Origin of the sequence: Bacteroides sp. 41_26, assembly GCF_949740115.1 — a bacterium.
Classification (GTDB): Bacteria; Bacteroidota; Bacteroidia; order Bacteroidales; family Bacteroidaceae; genus Bacteroides; species Bacteroides nordii.
Genome location: NZ_CATJGZ010000128.1, coordinates 48,240 through 69,961 on the forward strand (window position 1 = coordinate 48,240; position 21,722 = coordinate 69,961).

A 21,722-nucleotide genomic window follows, 5' to 3' on the forward strand; every position below is an offset into this window, starting at 1 on the left:
TTTAATCCTTTTATTCACATTACAAAGATAAGCAAGGTATTGTTGCTTTTCGGGAGATTTTCCCCAAACAATAATAGGGAAATCCCTATTTATAAAAGATTAAGAAGCTGATAAAAGCCTTTAATACTTTACCTCAATGGATAAAAAACAGAAGGATGTAGGGAATTGTTTCCGGGAGAAGAAAAGTTAACCATGAAGGTTGCATGTAGCCGGGGCGTAGTCTCCATGTAGGCAAGGCGTAGTCTCCAAGCAGGCAAGGCGTAGTCTCCAAACACCCTGTTTGTTCTCCTTTTACCATAGTAATCTTTACAAGGCAGAACAGCCGTTTAAATTAAAAACTCATTTCGCTTTCAATTTCAAAAAATATATATACTTTTGTTCGTCATAAATAAACTTTTAAAAGACAGATTATGAAAAAAGAACTACTATTAATTGGTTTGTCACTGTTTTCCGTGACAACATCGGCACAACAAATCCATTCCATAATAAGTAAAAAATATGGAATAGAGCACAAAACATCTATCAAAACAAAGCAAACCAGACAAGCAGAAACAGAAAAACAAAAAGAGTATCAGAAAATGGTGGAAACACAGGTGAATACCAGCATCGCACGCCATAAACTGGAAAATATGCGCGAAACCATCGAAAGGGCAAGCGTCAACCTCCTGGACGAAGCTGTCATCGAAGGATCGGAGAGACGCACATACACCTATTCGCCCGACGGCAAACGTGACGAAGAAAAGCTATACCATTGGTACAATAATGAATGGCGGCTGGATAATGTCTATAAAAGAATATACACGTATGACGACCAACAACGCTGTACCGGACGCACTATATTAGATGATGGCAGAGAAATATCCAAAATTACCATCAGCTATGAAGGTGGAAACACCATCTACAAATACTACAGAATAGGAGGACCCGAGCAAACATTGGTGGCCGACTATGAAAAAGGTTACGATGCAGAAAAGCGCGAAACCCTCTACAAATTATACGACGAACGAGGTATCCTGAGAGACTGGAGAGAATTCAGATATGATAATGAAGGAGATCAGGTATTCATGTTATTCTGGAACGGAGCATGGGATGAATATGGCAGCGGAACAAAGTATGAGACGGTAAAAGAAGGTTTAAAAAGCACAAGAACCTCCTACCAATGGAACGCAGAAAAAAAGGAGTGGAATGTTACAGACATCCTGACCATTATCAATAATGAAGCCAAACGCAGCTTGTCCGAAGAACGTTACGCATACAACCCCAATGATGGCACTATCATCTATGGAGAAAAAGAAACCAATGTATATGATACATACAACCGTCTCATCTCTACAGTGGCCGAGGAGTATACGAACGGAAAATTTGAATACTCATACAAAGAAGAGTATACATACTGGGGAACCGAAGCCTACGATCCCGACAGCGAAGAGGAAGACTTTGAAGGTCCGCTACTTACTTATTCTTCTTCTGAGTGGGAAGACGGTAAATGGGTAGAAACCGAGTATGGAAAAATAGAACGCAATGCACAAGGGGTGGCCACAAAGGGTTACTCAAAAGAGATTGACGAAGAGTATATCAACAATCAGTATGTCTTTGTCATCAACGAAGAAGAAGGAACGTTTGACAGTAAGGGAAACCTTATTGCAAGTACAGGAACCTGCCGCTATGAGGACGGAACGTTGTTGTACAACATGAAATCTGAATATGAATATAATGCCCAAAACAAAAACATACGTTCTACTTTCTATAGAAAATACCCGGCAAATGACACCTGGATGTTGCATGAAGAAGATCGTGAGGAATACGATTCATATGGCAGAGCTACCCTGAGGTCTTATCTCTACCGGGATGATAGCAATAACTGGCAAGGATATAAATCAACATACAAGTACCAGTTTGCAACCAAAGACAATGAATATGTGGCAGAAACAGAGTATCGTATAAACAGCAACGGTGAATTCAGTATAGAACCAAGTCATTTCCGTTCTCACCTCCTGAAGGGGCAAATCAAAGAGACGATAGACCAGTACTATGAAGATGGAGTTATAGTCAATGGTAATAAACAGGAAGAAGGAACAAGCAGTATACAGATCACACTGCCCAACCCGGAACGTTATGACGATCATATCGAAATGGAAGAGGTGATGGAAAGTCCGGAGATTTCTTACCGGGCCAGTTATATCTGGGACAATGGTAACTGGTTGCTGCAAGACAAGAACGGATTCCAGCAAGAAGGCAACAACATCACCGTAACATTCCAGGTTGGTGACAGAGAGATAGAAAGAAACGTATACACCTACGATGACCAGAAAAGAATTGTTGCCTATATACAGTATCAGGATACAGAGAAGAGAACAGAAGTGGCATATAGCTACAATAACGACGGATTACTGGACAAGAAAGACGAAAACGGTATTGTCACCCTCTACATCTATTCTAAACATGAGGTGACAGGTATTGAGAAAACAACCGTGTCCGTTCTGCGAATCCAGGGACGTTCCATTACTACCGACAGCACAGAAACACTGTTGCAGGTATACTCCATTAACGGAACCCTCATTGCCAGCGGTACAGGTACGGTTACCCTGCCGGAAAGCGGAATCTACATCGTAGTTACAGACACTGTTCGCCAAAAAGTTATGATCCAATAATGTATGGACATGAATTTATTTACGATTAGACGATTTACGATGTACGATTGAAGTTACTCTTTTAAAAGCCTGTTTCAGTGCTGTTAGAGACAAAGTAATCCCAATCGTACATCGTAAATCGTCTAATCGTAAATAAATTCATTATTATACGGATATAAGGAAATTTTAGTGCAGTTGCCCGGGCTTTTTCGGATATTATACCAGGCAATTGGTATTTTAATTACCTTTGCAAATAAAAACAGAATACATATGAAGTACTTTGAATTCACTTTTAACACCAACCCTTGTACCGAAACAGTCAACGATGTACTGGCCGCTGTCCTGGGTGAGGCAGGATTTGAAAGTTTTGTAGAGTGCGAAGGAGGATTATCAGCTTATATCCAGCAAAGCCTTTGCGATGAAGAAACAATAAAAAATGCGCTTGCTGATTTTCCTTTGCCCGATACGCAAATCACTTACAGCTATGTAGAGGCAGAGGATAAGAACTGGAACGAGGAATGGGAAAAGAACTTCTTCCAGCCAATAGTAATCGGAGACCGTTGCGTGATTCACAGTACATTCCATACAGATGTGCCCAAAGCGGAATACGATATTGTAATCAACCCACAAATGGCATTCGGCACAGGACATCATGAAACCACCAGCCTTATTATTGGCGAATTATTGGATAGCGAACTGCAAGGTAAATCACTGCTCGATATGGGATGCGGAACTTCCATACTTGCTATCCTTGCCCGCATGCGTGGTGCTGCTCCCTGCACGGCTATTGACATCGACGAGTGGTGCGTACGCAACTCCATTGAAAACATTGAACTAAACCAGGTAACGGACATCACCGTAGAACAGGGCGATGCTGCTGCATTGACGGGTAAAGGGCCGTTCGATATAGTCATTGCCAATATCAACCGCAATATTCTACTGAATGATATGAAGCAATATGTCGCCTGCATGCATCCGGGTTCGGAACTATATATGAGTGGCTTTTATGTAGATGACATCCCCGTGATCCGCGAAGAGGCAGAACGAAACGGACTGAGCTTTGTTCATTATAAAGAAAAGAACCGTTGGGCAGCTGTCAGATTAATAATGTGCTAATGTGCCAATGTGCCAATGTGCCAATGTGCCAATTAGCTGCGCAGTATTTGCACAAAGCTAATTGGCACATTATTTAATTGCATATTAACACATTATAAACTGGCACATTGGCATATTAGCACATTGGCACATTATTTTATCGTCATCCTCTTCAGCTCTTCCAGCGAACCGTTAAATACATTCAAGTCCACATCTTCATCAATTCCAGGCACAGTACCAACATCGGAATGCTGCCAAAAGTGCCATTTACCTTCATACTTCACAGAATCCACATAATAGTGAGCAATCCAGTAAGGATACGTATTGAAGATTGAATCATCCAGATAGCGGGTTTTAAATTTGTAAGAAGTATAAAGGATTGGTTTCACACCATAGTGCGCCTCCACCCTGTCGAGCCAGCGCTTAATATTTTGCTGCAATTCCTTCTTTGTCTTTTTCCCGGTTACCTCCACATCCAGCACCGGAGGAAGATCACCCGGAGCAAGTTTCACCGTACGAATAAAGAAATCGGCCTGCTTTAGCGGATCAGTCTTCGGAGAGAAGAAATGATAAGCTCCGCGAATAAATCCATGTTTTCCCGCTTCCGAGAAATTACGGGCAAAAGTATCATCACCATGATCTCCACCTTCGGTAGCTTTCATAAAAACAAACTCAATAGGATAATCGGTCAGACGGCTCTGCATCAGTTCAAGCCAATCTATATCACCTTGATAATGGGAGATATCAATGCCATGTACATCATAACAACAAGGTACACAAATACCATATGCTTTCAGACCGTAACAAGGTTTCCAACGGTAAGCATAAGGACGTATAAAGAAATAATAAAATGCCCCGGAAAAGATAGCAATAATAAAGATAGCAAGTACATTACGCAGCCACAAGGGCATTACAGTACGGGCTGCTTTTTTTGTTTTTGAGGGAGTACGACGACGGGTACGACGCGAAGCGACAGCATCCATAGGGGTACGACGCGAAGCAGCAGTAGAGGTTTTGCGAGGTATAGGTTTGCGGGAAGTAGTCATATCAGTAGTTAGAAGTCAGTAGTCAGTAGTTAGGACCTATGCAGAGTATTAGTATTTACTACTAACTTAGAATTTAGTAGCTAAAATCTAATAACTGAAATCTATGTAGCATACCAGTATCGTGTTACTAACTTAGAATTTAGCAGCCAGAATCTATACAGCATGCTAATACTGTATAGATTCCAACTACTAACTATCAGTTTCTAACTTCTTATTTAGCTTGTTCAAGCTGCAAAGTCTTGGTAGGCTGATCACAGACTTCAGTAGGACCAAAGTACTGGATAGGACCCGGATATACATAATCCGTAGTCATAGCCCACTGGTCGCGCATAGCGGCAAATGTTTTGAAAGGAGCACCATCCAGTTTCACGAGAGCTTTCTGGATAACCGGTTTCATTTCGCCATGACGACGTTCCATATTCATCATCATTGTGATAGGCACACCACCTGCAATCCATTCTTCGGCAGGAGCAGTAGTATTGCGTACAGATGACATATAACCAGTCTTACCATTAGCAATCAGCATAGAAGCTGTATAGCCCAATGAGTAGCAGTAGTCAGCATCGTAGTTTGACGGAGCAGCGCAACGACCTTCATAACCGAAGAAGTGGTGCTGTGCAGCAAACTTTCCTACATATTTACCTTCTGCCTTCCAGGTAGCCAGTTTGGTAGCAACCATTTCCGACAACAATTTCTCTGTCTCAATCAGCGATACCTGTACGTTTCCGTGCGGGTCACGATCCAGAGTAAGCTGGCGTGCAACACCTTCGGGAAGACTTGCATAGATAGCAGCATTCACCGGAGAGAGCTTGCTGATAATATAATCACGTTGATGAGATTTCTTAATGTGAGAGAACTCTTCTGCATTAGAAGCCAGGAAGTCGTTCAGCTCAGCAATCAAGCGTTTCATAGCCGGGATAAATTCAACAAGGCCTTCGGGGATAAGAACAGTACCGAAGTTATTTCCCTGTGCAGCACGGTCGGCAACCACCTGTGCAATGTAGGTTACTACATCGTCCAGAGACATATCTTTCGCTTCTACTTCTTCAGAAATGATACATACGTTGGGCTGAACCTGCAAAGCACATTCCAGTGCAATGTGAGAAGCCGAACGACCCATCAATTTGATAAAGTGCCAGTATTTGCGGGCAGAATTGCAGTCGCGCTGGATATTACCAATCACTTCTGAGTAAACCTTACAAGCTGTATCAAAACCGAAAGAAGTTTCAATCATTTCGTTCTTCAGGTCACCATCGATAGTCTTCGGACAACCGATTACCTGTACACCAGTGTTCTTTGCTGCATAATATTCAGCCAGCACACAAGCGTTTGTATTAGAGTCATCACCACCAATAATAACAAGTGCTTTGATGCCCAGTTCTTTCAGGATTTCAAGCCCTTTGTCAAACTGCTCTTCCTTTTCCAGTTTCGTACGGCCGGAACCAATAATATCAAAACCTCCTGTATTACGATACTCGTCGATGATATCAGAAGTAAGCTCCATATAATTATGGTCAACCAGACCACCGGGGCCCAAGATGAAACCATACAATTTGCTATCAGCATTGAGAGCTTTGATACCATCAAACAGACCGGAGATTACGTTGTGTCCGCCCGGAGCCTGTCCACCGGAAAGGATAACACCTACATTCATAGCAGGCAGTTTAACAGCTTCTCCGGCTTCAAACTTAATCAATGGCATACCGTACGTATTGGGAAATAATTTCTTGATAGCTTCCTGATCGGCTACCGATTGAGTAGCAGCGCCTTCTACGGCTTTAACAGCCCCTTTCAGCGCTTTCGGAAGTTTGGGCTGATACGCAGCCCTTGCGATTTGCAATGCACTTTTAGTCATTTTCTTTATTTTTATTTAAAGGTGTTAGTAAGTTCGATACTAAAAAATCAAAAGCGATGCAAATTTCGTGTTTTTTTCTGAAATATGAAAGAGCATACGTAAATAATGTTAGCATACCTTTCGGTTAGAGAGACTTCCGGCTATCAACTACAAAAAATGGAAAAGGCGATAAAATGGCTTTTTTGAGGTATTAGTATAAGTCATTGAGATAATACTGCAAAGTGGGACAAAAGATTTGAGCTACATTTGCACACATCATTTATGCATTTTTAATCAGGAAAAGAAACCATGAAAAACATGTATGGTCACCTTAGTAAAGGTATTTTGTTAGGGGTTCTCTGTCTGACTTCGTGCAGCAACCCCGCCCGTTCAGAACAAGAACCTCCTATGAACCGCTACAAAGCTGTATTTACTTCCATCCCGCAGGAAGTACCTACGATCAAAACACCCGATGCTCCCTTGGCAGGAAACGGAGATATAGGTATCACTATGGGCGGAGCACCGGATAGTCTGTGTTTTTATATTGGCAAAAACGATTTCTGGCGTGCATACCCTGTTTATCCGGGTGGTATTGCTCTACCAGGAGGGCTGAGCATCTCTTCCAAGAGTCTGCAAGGAGCCGGCTACTATGCAGAGCAACTACCGGGAAGCGCCGAAATCAAAGGTCGCTTCACCAAAGAAGATTTACAGGTTGAATTATCGGCATGGGTAGCAGCAACACACAATCACGTCGTCATAGAGTTGACAGCCAACGAACCTATTGAAGTCAATCTCAACCTATGGGCGGCCCAGGGTAACACCTCCGTCACTGCACAAGGCAAAGAAGATATACACTGGGTGAGCCGTTCATTTGAGAACACTCCGTTGCTACGCTGGCCTACACACGTAATACTGGCTATGAACACTCCCGGAAGTCCCCTCCCCCATTCTGACAGGATATTGTTACAACCCGGAGAAAAGAGATGGATAACCGTCACAGCATACACCAATCACGACACACCCCAATGGAAAGACCGGGCACTCAGTGAAGCCAGAAAACTGACTCCCGCCTTATTAAAAGAACTAAAGAAAGAACATCAACAATGGTGGAGTAACTTTTGGAATGAATCCTCTGTCACCATCGGTGACGAAGAATTGGAGCGCTACTATTACATGTCCCAGTATCTGCTGGCTTGCTCTTCACGTGGCGATAAGTTTGCTCCCGGCATTTGGGGCACATTTGTTACACGCGATGAGGCTGCATGGGGAGGTGACTATCACTTGAATTATAATTATCAGGCTCCCTATTGGGCAGCATTTTCTTCCAATCACATCGACCTCACAAAGAATTTTGACCAGCCATTGCTGGATTATATGGACATGGGACGTCGGCACGCCCGTGAGCTATTGAACTGCAAAGGCATTTATTATCCGGTTGGTATCGGTCCAAAAGGACTTTGTACCTCTATGTGGCCTCTTACTCCGGACGAAATGATGCAAAAATATGCTACCCGCGAAAACACGATTGACAATGGGTATAAGTTCCTGGGACAAAAGATAAATGCAGTATTCAGTGTAGGCAATATGCTGATGAGGCACTACAGCACCTACGATGAAGCGTATGCAAAGAAGGTATATCCTTATATTATAGCCTGCGCAGACTTTTGGGAAGATTATCTGGTAATGGAGAACGGACGTTATGTGATAAAAATGGATCACTTCAACGAGGTGATGCCCAACAAGCGCAATAAAGGCGTATGGCGAAACAGGCTGGGCGATTTCAACTCAACTCTCTCGCTGGGATTAGTGAAGATGCTTTTCAAAGGAGTAACGGACATGAGCATCTTCCTCCAAACGGATGAAGAACGACGATACAGATGGAATGAAATACTAACCAGACTAAGTGACTATCCTGTAGGAAAGAATTCTGAAGGAAGAATGAGCCTGAAAAGTATGGAACGCGGACCGCAAAATTCGGAAGTCCGTCCGTCGGGGTTAAACCGGGTATCTATTCATGGGCTTATCCTGCCAGGAGGAGTAGCCGGTCCGGTAACCGACTCTGTATTTAATACTATCCTGCTGGAAGATGTCAATCATTGGACAGATCGGCAACAGAATCCCAACGACTGGGGAAACACAAGCAACAATGGAATAGAAACCTGTTATCCGGGTGCAGTACGCGTAGGCTATGACGCGGAAAAGTTACTGCAACATCTTAAAAGACGTATCAACTTCAGTGTTCATCCTAACCTGTGGATAACCCAGGGAGGTGGAGGCATAGAAACACTTGCTGCTGTGCCATTGACTATCAACGAAATGCTGATGCAGAGCTATGAAGGAGTGATCCGTATTTTCCCTAATTGGATAATGACACAGGACGCTTCTTTCAAAGATCTGCGGGCATACGGTGCTTTCCTCGTGAGTAGTAGCCTGAAGAACGGAACAGTGGAAATGGTGGAGATTAAAAGCGAGAAAGGACGTACCTGTGTGATAGATAATCCCTGGAAGGGGAAAGAAGTACGGATCATACGTAATGGGAAAAACGAAGAAGTTATAAGCGGCAGCCGATTCACGATTGATACAAAGGAGGGAGAAACGGTAAAAGTGCTTCCCGCACGGAGAGGTTCGACAGGCGATGGTAGCTAAGCAAGTATATTCAAATCTGTATGGTATTGAAGGTATTTCACCAAAGAGTAACACAGAGTTCCACAGAGTAGTATTTATCTGATGAAACGCGGATTAACACAGATGAACGCAAATTAAAAGACTGTAGTTCTTTATCATACATTTGTTCCCCTTTGCGAAAATATGCGTTTATCTGCGTTTCAATAAAGATTTAAACTCTGTGTTACTCTGTGGTGGGTTTAACTCATTTCCGATCAGGTTTGAATAAAACTGAAACAGCCTCTTAATCTATTTACCTTCTTCCCTTATTTGCCAACCTCCGCCAAGAGCTTTATACACTTGTACTACTGCGATTAACTCATCACGAATAGCATTACTCAAGCCTATCTGAGCATCAAAATAGCCACGTTGCGCATCGAGTACATCCAGATAATTGATAACTCCGTTAATATATTGAAGTTGCGCCAGGTCTACATAACTCTTGGAAGAACGTTCCAAATGAGCACGAAGATCATATACCTCTTTTATCTTGTTGAAGTTAACAATTGCATTTTGTGTCTCTTTAAATGCCGTCAACACCGTTTTCTCATAGCTGTGTACTTCCGCTTCATAGGCAGCCTTCTTAGCTTTCAACGCTGCACGATTCTTTCCCCAACCCAGAATAGGAGTTAGCAAAGCACCTTCCATAATACCATAAGGAGATTTCAGCAGATCGGAAAGGACTGTACTTTCGGCTCCTGCCCTACCCGTAAGAGAGATACGCGGAAACATATTCGTATACGCTACACCCACTTTGGCATTGGCAGCAATCAGCTTCTGCTCTGCCTGACGAATATCCGGACGACGTTCGAGCAAGGCAGAGGGTAAGCCAACAGGCAACGCATTCGGGAAATTGAATTCCTGCAACAAGCCACTACGAGCTATTTTATTAGGATACTCTCCGGCAAGAAAGGCAATATCATTCTCTTTGAGACTGATCTTACGTTCGAGATCGGGCACAAGTGTTGCCGTACGGGCAAGCTCCACCTGAGACTGGCGATAGGAAGTCTCCGATGTCAACCCTCCTTCAAAACGAATACGTGCCAGACGCATCCCTTCTTCACGGGCTTTCAGAGTCTGCCGGACAATCTCAAGCTCCGTATCAAGAGCTACAAGTTCATAGTAAGCCTGTGCCACTTCGGCTACAATAGTCATACGCAAAGCACGTTGTGCCTCTATGGATTGCAGATAGTCGGCAATACTTGCCGAACGTGCCCAACGAAGGTTTCCCCAAAGGTCAAGCTCCCACGAAAAAAGTACCTGAGCCTCAAAGGTATCACTGCGTTTGAAAGCATCGCCACCATGATTCTCAAACTCACGTTCACCGGTCACCGTTCCTTTTATGTCGGGAAGAAGGGCAGCAGTTGAGATTCTTTTTTGTGCAGCCATCTCTTTTACGCGGGCAGCAGCAATTAAAAGATCTTTATTGTACTCCAGCGATTTTGATATGAGCCCGCGGAGTGTAGAATCGGTATAAATCTCCCACCAGTCCATATCACCAAAACTAAGCGTATCCTGATTGCGGGCAAGGCTGTCAGGCAAGTGAAGGTCAGGGCGGGTGTAACTCTTTCCAATCTTACAAGAGGAAAAAGAGACTACAGCCAGTAATAAAATAATATATAAAAAACTTTTCTTCATATCGTAGTTAGAATTTAGTAGTTAGTATTTAGAATTTGGTATTTAGAATTTGGTAGTTGGAATTTAGTAGTTGGAATCCTTGCAGGCACCCCACGCTGCATAGATTCCAACTACCAACTACTTACTCCTACCTACTATCTTATACACCATAACAAAGAAGAACGGCACAAGGATAATGCCCAGAACAATGGCAAAAATCATTCCGAAGAATACACCCGTACCAATAGCCTGCCGGCTGGCAGAACCCGGTCCGCTTGCCAATACCATCGGGAGCATACCAAGTACAAAGGCCAGAGACGTCATCAGAATAGGACGAAAACGCAGACGGGCAGCATTGATAGCCGCTGTAACAATATCTTCGCCATCGTCTACCTGTACTTTGGCAAACTCCACAATAAGGATAGCATTCTTAGCTGCCAGTCCTACCAACATTACCAGTCCTATCTGGAAATATACATCATTCTCCAATCCGCAGATCCATACCCCCAGGTAAGCACCTAACGCAGCAATCGGCAAGGATAGCAGTACGGCAATCGGCAAGGTCCAGCTTTCATATTGTGCAGCCAGAAACAGGAATACAAAGAGAAATACCAACGCCATCACCAGCCCTGTCTGTCCACCAGCCTTCTTCTCCTGATAGGAAAGTCCACTCCATTCCAGCCCGATATTATCAGGCAAATGATCACGGGCTATCTGCTCCATAATCTCCATGGCTTGTCCGGAGCTATATCCCTGTGCAGCTTCTCCTCGTATCACTGCCGTAGTAAACATATTAAAACGTTTGATACTACCGGGTCCCGTAGTGTACGAAGCATTTCCCAAAGAAGTAAGTGGTACCATGGCACCATTGGATGCTTTAACAAAGAAGAGGTTGATGTTATCCTTATGTTCCCGATAAGGAGCCTCAGCCTGAATATACACCTTATATATACGGTTGAACATGTTGAAGTCATTTACATATACAGAACCTGTATAGGCCTTCATGGTAGAAAACACATCCGCCAGCGGAACACCCAGCATCTTCACCTTATCACGGTCTACATCGAAATACAATTGTGGTATCTCTGACTGTAACGAAGAGGACAAGCCGGCAAGTTCTTTACTTTTTGAAGCATAGTACATCAATGTATCCGCCGCCTGAACCAGATTATCAAAGGTTGCCTCTCCACGGGCTTCCAGCTGCATCTCAAAACCTCCCGAACTACCCAGCCCCGGGATAACCGGCGGTGTAGAGAGATACACTTTACACTCGGGATACTCTTTGAGGTGTTTCTGTACCTCGGCCATGATTTTGTTTATAGTGGTTTCTTTACGTTCCTCCCACGGTTTCAGGATAACAGTCAACTCGCTACGTGCCTGGTTACTACCTACACGAGGGCTGCTTCCGGTCACATTCTGTACATATGCAATGTACGGATTCTTATCAAGGAAAGAGATAGCGCGCTCGGTCACTTTACGTGTACGTTCCAGCGTAGAACCTTCGGGCAGTTCAAGCTCTATCTTAAAATACCCCTGGTCTTCTACCGGAAGGAAGCTGGTGGGAATGATACGATGTAATAAAAGAATCGCTATCAATACCATGCCGAAAGCACTTAGTACACGACGCGGATGCTTGATGACACGAGTGATAACTGCTACATATTTATTATTACCAATATTCAGCCACTCATTAATTTTACGAAATACGATGTTCTTCTTTTTGCCATTGTCCGGTTTCAGAATCAAAGAACACATGACAGGACTCAGCGTCAGAGCCACTACTGTAGATATCAGTACAGACACAGCAATGGTAATGGTAAACTGACGGTAAAGCTGCCCGGTAATGCCACTAAGGAAACTAACAGGAACAAATACGGCGCAGAGCACCAGTGAAGTTGCAATCAGAGCACTCGTCAGTCCCTCCATTGCCTTCTTTGTGGCCTCGTAGGCACTCAATTTTTCTGTCTCCATGATATGTTCTACGCTCTCCACCACCACGATAGCATCATCTACCACGATACCAATGGCGAGAATCAACCCTAACAATGTAAGGATATTCAGTGAGAAGCCAAAGATCAACATAAATCCGAACGTACCAATCAACGAGATAGGTACTGCCACAATTGGAATCAATGTGGCACGCCAGCTCTGCAAAGAGAGAAATACCACTAATACCACCAGTACAAGTGCTTCAAACAATGTTTTGTACACTTCATGAATAGACTCCGAAATGTAGGTAGTCATATCAAACGGGATTTCGTAGCTCAACCCCTCAGGAAAGTTTCTGCTGATTTCTTCCATGGCCTGCTTCACGTTGTCGGCCACTTCGATGGCGTTAGCACCAGGCAGCATATAAATGCCAAGTACGGCAGCATTCTCTCCGTTGATACCACTCTCCGTATTGTAAGAAGAAGCCTCAAGTGACACACGTGCCACATCTTTCAGACGGATAATAGATCCGTTTGCATTGGCACGCACCACAATGTCTTCAAACTGACTTACTGTGGAAAGACGTCCCTGTGTAGTAATAGGGATAGTAACATCGAGCCCTTTCACCGGTTGCTGCCCAAGTACCCCGGCAGCCGACTCACGGTTCTGATCCTTCAGAGCATTCTGCAAGTCCTGCACGGTCAAACCGAAGTTTGCCAGTTTATCGGGTTCTGCCCATATCTGCATAGCATAATACCGGCTACCAATGTTCGATACACGTCCCACACCCGGAATACGACGAAGCACGTCGAGCACGTTGATCGTAGCAAAGTTACTCAAATAGATTTCGTCAAACTTCGGATCCGAAGAAGTCAGACAGAGTGTCATCAACTGACTTGGTGCCTGCTTCTCTACGGAAATACCATTTTGAATTACTTCGGCAGGCAAACGGGATTCGGCAAGTTTCACACGGTTCTGAATCTCAACGGCAGCCAAATCAGGATCAGCAGATACATCAAAAGTGACTGTAGCCGAAAAGCCTCCGGAGTTGGAACTGTTGGACTCCATGTAAAGCATACCGGGAGTACCGTTAATCTCTTGTTCAATCGGAGTAGCCACCGCCTGCGAAACAGTCAACGCACTGGCTCCCGGATAGGATGCACTGATTTTAACCACCGGTGGAGTTATCTGCGGATACTGATCCACCGGAAGCATAGTCAACCCTATGACTCCGATTATTATAATTACAATGGATATGACCGCCGAGAAAACCGGACGATCTATAAAAAAACTGACTTTCATTATTTACTCCTTTATAGCGTTATCCACTTCTTCGGCCTTATCGGCTTCTACTACCCGGACTTTCATTCCCGGATTGAGTTTGTGGAATCCTTCAACAACAATCATTTCTCCCTGTGCAAGTCCGCGTTCCACAACTACCTTGTTGCCAAACTCAGGTCCTAATTCTATGAAACGCTTCTCTACTGTTGAGTCTTTACGCATCACGTAGATATAAGCACCACCTTTCTCAATTGTTACAGCTTTGAGAGGCACCACAACAGCACCTTCCCTGACATCGAGCAATAACTTCACTTTTGTGAACTGTCCGGGTAGCAATACCTGCTTCGGATTGGGCATCTCGGCCCGGACAGAGAACGTCCCCGTCTGAGGGTCCACTTGTGGTTCGGCAAAATCCACGTAACCTTTGTATGGATAGACCGTATTATCAGCCAATGTAATAGAAATGTTGGGCTGCCAGGAACGACTGGAATCCTGCTGCCCGATATTAATATTCCGTTCTTTACTTTTCAGATAATCCAGTGCAGTCATATTAAAATCCACCAGCACTGTATCACTCTTTACGATGGTAGCCAGCAAAGACTTCGCACCCGGCCCAACCAATGTCCCGAGGTCGACGTTTCGTTCACTGATATGCCCCGAAAGTGGAGAGCGGACCAACGTATATCCCAGCTCCATCTCTGCCTGCGCCAGATCGGCTTCACTCATGGCAACCGTAGCCATTGCACTTTCATAAGCAGCTTCGGCATTATCAAGATCCAGTTGGCTGGCAGCATTCTGAGCATAAAGCGGTTTGATACGTTCAAAGTCACGCTGAGCCTTCAGGGCCTGCGCCTCATCTTTTTTCAGCTGTGCACGTGCTTTATCTGCTTTTGCCCGATACTGCTCCTGATTAATAACAAAAAGTACCTGGTTTTTATTCACATAGGTACCCTCTGCGAAAAGCATCTGTTCCAGATAACCTTCTACACGGGCACGCACTTCAACAAATTGCTGGGCACGAATACGACCTACATACTCACCATAAATCTCTACATCATCTTTTGCTGCAGCCTCTACTATCACTGTAGGTATTTCCGGTTCAGCCTTATGCGGACGTGTTAATACCCAGTAAATACCTAATATCAGAACAATGCAAACAACAGTAGCAATGGTTCTCTTTTTCTTTAGTTTCAATTCTTTCTTTGAGAGAAATAATCTCATAATCGGTTGAATTAGTTAATTTAACTTATGTTTGTTCTTAGTCTCTTGTCGTACAAGTTGCGTACCAAAACGGCAAAAACTTCATTTATCTGCTATAAACAAGCTGTTTATACTGTATATACAGTTATTGGGCATCTGTGGAATTTTACTGCAAACTGTAGAATTTATCCACAATTCCGACTTTTGGGCCACAAAAGTAGAGAAATCTGCCTAAAGCAAAACAATTTATCACGTACATTTGTATTTTATATGTTACACGTAATAAAACCATCTTAATGAAAAAACATTTATCTTTAACATTAGTTCTCCTGACGTGTCTTTTTTTGGCTTTACCTACTTCGGCACAGCAACGCAAAAAGGTAGGCGTGGTGCTAAGCGGTGGTGGTGCAAAAGGTGTTGCACACATTGGAGCATTGAAAGTGATCGAAGAAGCAGGTATCCCCATCGATTATATTGTAGGTACCAGTATGGGATCTATTATCGGAGGTTTATATTCTATCGGCTACACACCGGAGCAACTTGACAGCATGGTGAAAAAGCAAGACTGGACTTTCCTCCTCAGTGACCGGATCAAACGAAGCCAACAGACTATGTCCGAACGGGAAAAGTCGGAAACGTATGTACTCTCTCTCCCTCTAACCGGAAAGGGTTTCAAAGAGCAAGCCTCGGGAGGAGTTATCAAAGGACAAAACCTTGCTAACCTCTTCTCTGACCTCACTGTGGGATATCATGACTCTATTGATTTTAATAAAATGCCAATCCCTTTCGCTTGTGTTTCGGAAAACGTTGTGAATGGCGACGAAATAGTATTCCATAGTGGTGTACTTGCCACAGCTATGCGTGCAAGCATGGCTATTCCTGGCGTATTTACTCCTGTGCGAATAGATAGTATGGTATTAGTAGACGGTGGTATGAAAAATAACTATCCGGTAAATATAGCCAAAGCAATGGGAGCCGAAGTAATCATCGGAGTAGATGTACAGGATAAGCTGCGAACAGCAAATGAACTTAATACGGCACCTGATATTTTGTTGCAGATTATCGATCTTACTACACAAAAAAATTATGAACAAAACGTAGCAGCTACAGATGTTTATATAAAAGTAAATGTAAAAGGATATTCTGCTGCCAGCTTTACTCCCAATGCACTGGATACGCTCACCAACCGAGGTCAAGAAGCAGCACAGAAGAAATGGAGCGAGCTGTTGAAACTAAAAAAGAAAATAGGTATCCCGGCTGATTATAAACCTGCTCCTCATGGGCCTTACACTTCCTTATCTTCTTCCAGAAAGTTCTTTGTAAAAGAGATCAATTTCTCCGGTATCGAAGATGCGGATAAGAAATGGATGATGCGGAAATGCAAATTGAAAGAAGACAGCGAAATCAGTGTAGCCCAATTGGAAAAAGCACTTTCCGTATTACGGGGAAGCCAGGCATATTCCAATGTCAGCTATAAACTTACCAGTACACCGGAAGGAGACAAGCTGGACTTTCTGCTGGAAGAAAAGTATGAACGGAAAATCAACTTAGGCATTCGTTTCGACTCTGAAGAAATTGCTTCTATGCTGCTGAATGCGACTCTAAACTTAAAGACACACATCCCGTCTAAAGTATCTGTAACCGGACGTTTGGGGAAGCGTTACGCTGCCCGGGTAGATTATACCCTGGAACCGATGCAGATGAGAAACTTCAACTTCGGTTATCTCTTTGAATATAATGATATCAATATCTACAATCATGGCGACCGTGCTTATAATACCACTTATAAGTATCATTCAGGGGAATTCAGTTTCTCAGACGTATGGTATAAGAACCTGCGTTTTGCTGTAGGAGCACGGTTTGAATATTTCAAATACAAAGATTTCTTATATACCAGCCCGGAATATAATCTGAAGATAAAACCGGAACATTTCTTCAACTACTTTGCGCAGGTGCATTATAATACATTCAATAAAGGATACTTCCCCAACGAAGGGGCAGATTTTAAAGCCGGATATTCTCTTTATACGGACAACATGGCGAAGTACAAAGGACATGCTCCATTTTCAGCCCTCAACGCTTCGTGGGTGGAAGCCTTCCAATTAACCAACCGTTTTGCCTTGCTTCCCGCTATATATGGAAGGGTACTTATAGGTAGAGATATCCCCTACCCGTATACCAACGCATTGGGTGGCAACTACTTCGGACGGTTCATTTCACAACAACTGCCTTTTGCCGGAATTGATAATATCGAAATAATGAAGAACTCCGTAGTAGTCGGCGGTTTAAAACTACGTCAACGCTTATGGAGTAAGCATTATGTTAGCCTGACGGGAAACATAGCTCTGACCAACGACAACTTCTTCGATATTCTGGAAGATAAATGTATCTACGGATTCAGTTTAGGTTACGGAATAGATAGCATGTTCGGACCGCTGGAAGCTTCGCTGGGATACTCAAATCAAAGTAAGAAGGTAGGATTCTATGTGAATTTGGGATTCTACTTTTGAAAAACTATTTATTTAAATTACCGAAATGCAGAAATTCAGACAACTTATATCATAATAAACTAAAAACAAATTAAAGGAATATTCACCAGATTTATTGGAAAATTAATACATTTGTAACCTAAAATAAATCATTTATTGACAGTAGCTCATTGTGGTTACCAATATAAATATACAAGAGATGAAAAGCCAAACAAACAAACAAGTAATTTTCCAATACCTTATCGTGATATTGTGTTGTTTAAATCTGTTATACATGCATTACAACGTATTTACAGATAGAAATGATCTAGGAACTTTTCCATACATAGAAAATTTTTGTTTTACAATTATCGACTGTTGTATATTGTTTATTATTCCCTTTATAATAATAAAAAAAAGATTCTACTTATATTTTATATTGCTCATTTTTATAAATATAATATCTTTGGCAAATATCTGGTATAGTAGATATTTTTCATCCTACATACCTTTATCATTATATACAGAATTCGGTAATTTGAATGGTTTATCAGCAAATATAACAAATGTCATAGAATTACGAGATTCAATTATTCCATCATCCCTCATTACTGGAATACTGTTTTATTTATATTATAAAAAACAAATAAAATCAAGTCTTAATACCTCTCGTATTCGTCAGGCAACTATATTAGGAGGAATAGGAATTTTCCTGATTTCGATTTTAATAGGAATATCAGCTATGCGTTGGAAAGATTTGTCATGGAAATACATAACTCCCTATAATTATAATCCAGTTCAAAGTACTTTTCAATTTGGAATAGTACATAGTTATATAGTAGAGTGGAAAAGACATCACAATAAAAGCTATTCTGTAAAGGAATTAAAGGTTTTAGAGCCCTATATCACAGGAGAAACTATTAATATGGAAAAAGAGCATATTCATCAAAATTTTATATTAATTATTGTCGAATCACTACTCTCATACGCTACTAACCTAACAGTTGATAATATTGAGATTACCCCAAACTTAAATAAGTTAGTAAAAGAGGGAGCATACTATAATGATAACATGATGCCACAAATTCAAGCAGGAGAATCAATTGATGGACAGCTTATATATTTAACTGGACTACTCCCCAAAAAGCAAGGTATCACAATTAATGATTATCTGAATAATACTTTTATATCACTGCCTTCTTTATTTAAAGAAAAAGGGTTGAAAACTAAAATGATAATTCCTACATCTTCAACAATGTGGCAACAGAACAAAGTGTGCCTGAAATTTGAAATAAAATCACTGTTCGCAAGAAATAGTTACCCCAACCAGGAACAGGTTAATGGGTGGTTGACAGATCAACAATTATTTCAATATGCAGCAATGACAGACTCAACAAACAATCAGAGATTCATGTCTGTAATATTAACTTCTTCTACCCACTCACCCTATTCGCATTCTATAAAAGAGTACTCTATTAATTACCCTAACAACTATTCTAACGAATTAAAAAATTATCTTTCTAATGTCCATTATATGGATGTTTGTTTAGGAGAATATTTCCATTCCCTAAAAGTATCCGGATTATATGATAATAGTTTGATTATAATAGTCAGCGACCATCAAGCTCATGATTTTTTACTTAATGCTAATAATTTGCAAATTCCGTCTTTAATCCCTTTATATATCATCAATTCTCCCAAAGAAATAAAAAAGGATCAACATCACCCCATAAAACAATGTGATGTTTTTCCAACTATACTTGATTTAATGGGGATAGACAGTAAATGGAGGGGAGTAGGAAATAGCATTCTCATTCCAGATTCTTTTCTAAATACACCATTTCAAAGAAAAAGAGAAGAAAATATGCAAAGAATCTCTAATATTATCTTAGATAGTGATTATTTTAATCATAATCCACTAAAATAAAAGTCGTAATTTTCACATAACTAATACAGTGCCTCTTCAATCTCGTTTCTACGGATTTCTCTTTTTACTAATGTCCCAAAACGGAAATATGACTTAATCCCATACTATCTATATCTCTTTGTAAGACATTTATAGATTCAGAACATCTCTAGTTAAAGTTTTAATTCGTTTTGAATCATTTTTTGCAGAGTTTTGAATTGATTCTTCGTAATGAGTTATTGTATTATTTATTTGCCTAAGCCGAAGAAAGTATTTATCTTTACCGCTGATATATTCAATATTCACATTAAAAGAAGATAGATTATGGCAAGTAGAAGAGAACTCAAGAAAACCGTAAATTATATTTCAGGAGAATTATTCTCAGAGTGTTTGATCAATAGCATGTTTGTTCCTGGTACTGATAAGGCCAAAGCAGACCAACTTATGGCCGAAATCCTTAAGATGCAGGATGAGTTCATCAGCCGCATCAGCCATACAGAACCGGGCAATGTAAAAGGATTCTACAAAAAATTCCGTAGTGACTTCAACGCTAAAGTAAACGAAATTATTGATGCCATCGCGAAATTAAACTAAGAATGAAAAAAGCAATTTACAGCTTTATTTACTTTCGCTTGTTGGGTTGGAAAATGAATGTAACGGTGCCAAACTACGATAAATGCGTAGTTTGCGCCGCTCCCCACACTACAAATTTAGACCTCTTCATAGGTAAACTTTTCTATGGTGCCTGGGGGCGTAAAACAAGCTTCATGATGAAGAAGGAGTGGTTCTTCTTCCCCTTAGGTCTTATTTTTAAAGCCGTAGGAGGTATTCCGGTAGACCGTGGTCGTAAAACATCATTAGTAGATCAGATGGCACACAAATTTGCTGAAAGAAAAAAATTTCATCTTGCCATCACACCCGAAGGTACACGTAAACGAAATCCAAACTGGAAGAAAGGATTCTACTATATTGCACTGAAAGCACAAGTCCCTATCGTGCTCGTAGGAATAGATTATACTACTAAAACTATTTCATCCACCAAAACTATCATGCCTACAGGAGACATTGAAAAAGACATGCGCGAAATAAAGCTCTACTTCAAAAACTTTAGAGGCAAACATCCCGAAAACTTTAGTATCGGAAATATCGATGAATAGTAATTAATGATTAGTAATAAATGTAATGCAAGAATTACGTGTTTCAATCGTCCAGACTAATATTGTCTGGGAGAATAAACAAGAAAATCTCCGTTTGCTCCGTGATAAGCTACAAATGCTTCACGGGACAACGGAGATTGTTGCTTTACCGGAAATGTTCTCGACTGGGTTTAGTATGAACAGCCGGAAATTGGCAGAACCGATCTCCGGAGAAACGATACAAACACTCAAAAGCTGGGCCGGAGAATTTCAATTTGCCATCACAGGAAGTTTCATTTGCTGCGAACAAGGTTCGTATTATAACCGTGCTTTCTTTATCACTCCCGAAGGAGAAGAGTATTACTATGACAAACGCCATCTCTTCCGTATGGGACAAGAAGCTGAACATTTTTCCTCCGGAGACAGTAAACTCATTATCTCCTACCGCGAATGGAACATCTGCCTGCTGGTATGCTACGATCTGCGTTTTCCGGTATGGAGCCGGAATATAGATAATGAATATGACTTATTAATATATGTAGCCAGTTGGCCGCAAGCCCGCCGATTGGCATGGGACACACTACTTCGTGCCCGTGCTTTAGAGAACATGTGTTATGTATGCGGAGTAAACCGGATAGGGACAGATGGTAATAACCATCTATATAATGGAGGTAGCATCGTCTATTCCGCTAAAGGTGAAATACTAACATCGGTCCCGGACACCAAAGAAGCTATCGCCACCGTTTCACTCAACCTCAAATCGCTACAACAATTCCGTGATAAGTTTCCGGTATGGAAAGACGCAGACACTTTCCGGATTTGAGTTTATATGTACATTTTAGTTAAGCAACTTAAATAAACAAACGTTAAAATCACTTCTTTATAGCAACAATACCTACAATAAGGTAGTTTTTAT

Annotated in this window: 13 protein-coding genes; 8 read left to right on the forward strand and 5 right to left on the reverse strand. The window is 41.8% G+C overall.

Features of this window, described 5'->3' with window-relative positions:
• Positions 1-410: 410 nt before the first annotated feature.
• The gene (locus QX565_RS19235) at positions 411-2,651 is read left to right on the forward strand and encodes a hypothetical protein (RefSeq protein ID WP_221648785.1); all 2,241 of its coding nucleotides are present in this window, start codon (positions 411-413) and stop codon (positions 2,649-2,651) included.
• Between the two features lie 249 nt (positions 2,652-2,900).
• Positions 2,901-3,746 (forward strand): 50S ribosomal protein L11 methyltransferase, encoded by an 846-nt coding sequence (gene prmA, locus QX565_RS19240; RefSeq protein ID WP_195570483.1) that lies wholly within the window; start codon positions 2,901-2,903, stop codon positions 3,744-3,746.
• Between the two features lie 131 nt (positions 3,747-3,877).
• On the opposite strand, the gene QX565_RS19245 is transcribed toward prmA, so the two are convergent.
• Complete coding sequence (locus QX565_RS19245; protein ID WP_414429713.1) at positions 3,878-4,771, reverse strand: glycoside hydrolase family 25 protein; 894 nt, start codon at positions 4,769-4,771, stop codon at positions 3,878-3,880.
• Positions 4,772-4,982: 211 nt separating this feature from the next.
• Positions 4,983-6,626 carry a diphosphate--fructose-6-phosphate 1-phosphotransferase gene (locus QX565_RS19250; RefSeq protein WP_221648786.1) on the reverse strand — a complete coding sequence of 548 codons (1,644 nt, stop codon included), beginning with the start codon at positions 6,624-6,626 and terminating at the stop codon, positions 4,983-4,985.
• 288 nt (positions 6,627-6,914) lie between these two features.
• On the opposite strand from QX565_RS19250, the gene QX565_RS19255 reads away from it, so the two are divergent.
• Complete coding sequence (locus QX565_RS19255) at positions 6,915-9,251, forward strand: glycosyl hydrolase family 95 catalytic domain-containing protein (RefSeq protein ID WP_221648787.1); 2,337 nt, start codon at positions 6,915-6,917, stop codon at positions 9,249-9,251.
• Positions 9,252-9,518: 267 nt separating this feature from the next.
• Here QX565_RS19255 and QX565_RS19260 read toward each other — a convergent pair whose 3' ends face one another.
• From QX565_RS19260 to QX565_RS19270, 3 genes are all read right to left on the reverse strand, one after another.
• Positions 9,519-10,907 carry an efflux transporter outer membrane subunit gene (locus QX565_RS19260; RefSeq protein ID WP_289294001.1) on the reverse strand — a complete coding sequence of 463 codons (1,389 nt, stop codon included), beginning with the start codon at positions 10,905-10,907 and terminating at the stop codon, positions 9,519-9,521.
• A gap of 117 nt (positions 10,908-11,024) precedes the next feature.
• Positions 11,025-14,117 carry an efflux RND transporter permease subunit gene (locus tag QX565_RS19265; protein ID WP_195570480.1) on the reverse strand — a complete coding sequence of 1,031 codons (3,093 nt, stop codon included), beginning with the start codon at positions 14,115-14,117 and terminating at the stop codon, positions 11,025-11,027.
• A 3-nt stretch (positions 14,118-14,120) separates the two neighbouring features.
• Complete coding sequence (locus tag QX565_RS19270; RefSeq protein WP_221648789.1) at positions 14,121-15,317, reverse strand: efflux RND transporter periplasmic adaptor subunit; 1,197 nt, start codon at positions 15,315-15,317, stop codon at positions 14,121-14,123.
• Between the two features lie 275 nt (positions 15,318-15,592).
• Between QX565_RS19270 and QX565_RS19275 the strand changes: the two genes are divergently transcribed.
• From QX565_RS19275 to QX565_RS19295, 5 genes are all read left to right on the forward strand, one after another.
• A complete protein-coding gene (locus QX565_RS19275; protein WP_289294002.1) occupies positions 15,593-17,806 on the forward strand; it encodes a patatin-like phospholipase family protein in 2,214 nt (737 codons plus the stop codon).
• Positions 17,807-17,984: 178 nt separating this feature from the next.
• Positions 17,985-19,691 (forward strand): LTA synthase family protein, encoded by a 1,707-nt coding sequence (locus QX565_RS19280; RefSeq protein WP_502874527.1) that lies wholly within the window; start codon positions 17,985-17,987, stop codon positions 19,689-19,691.
• A gap of 303 nt (positions 19,692-19,994) precedes the next feature.
• Positions 19,995-20,264: a hypothetical protein gene (locus QX565_RS19285; RefSeq protein WP_002561713.1), complete on the forward strand. Its 270-nt coding sequence runs from the start codon at positions 19,995-19,997 to the stop codon at positions 20,262-20,264.
• Positions 20,265-20,266: 2 nt separating this feature from the next.
• On the forward strand, positions 20,267-20,827 hold the full coding sequence (locus QX565_RS19290) for a 1-acyl-sn-glycerol-3-phosphate acyltransferase (RefSeq protein WP_221648792.1): 561 nt from the start codon (positions 20,267-20,269) through the stop codon (positions 20,825-20,827).
• Positions 20,828-20,852: 25 nt separating this feature from the next.
• A complete protein-coding gene (locus QX565_RS19295; protein WP_289294003.1) occupies positions 20,853-21,629 on the forward strand; it encodes an amidohydrolase in 777 nt (258 codons plus the stop codon).
• Positions 21,630-21,722: the final 93 nt, after the last annotated feature.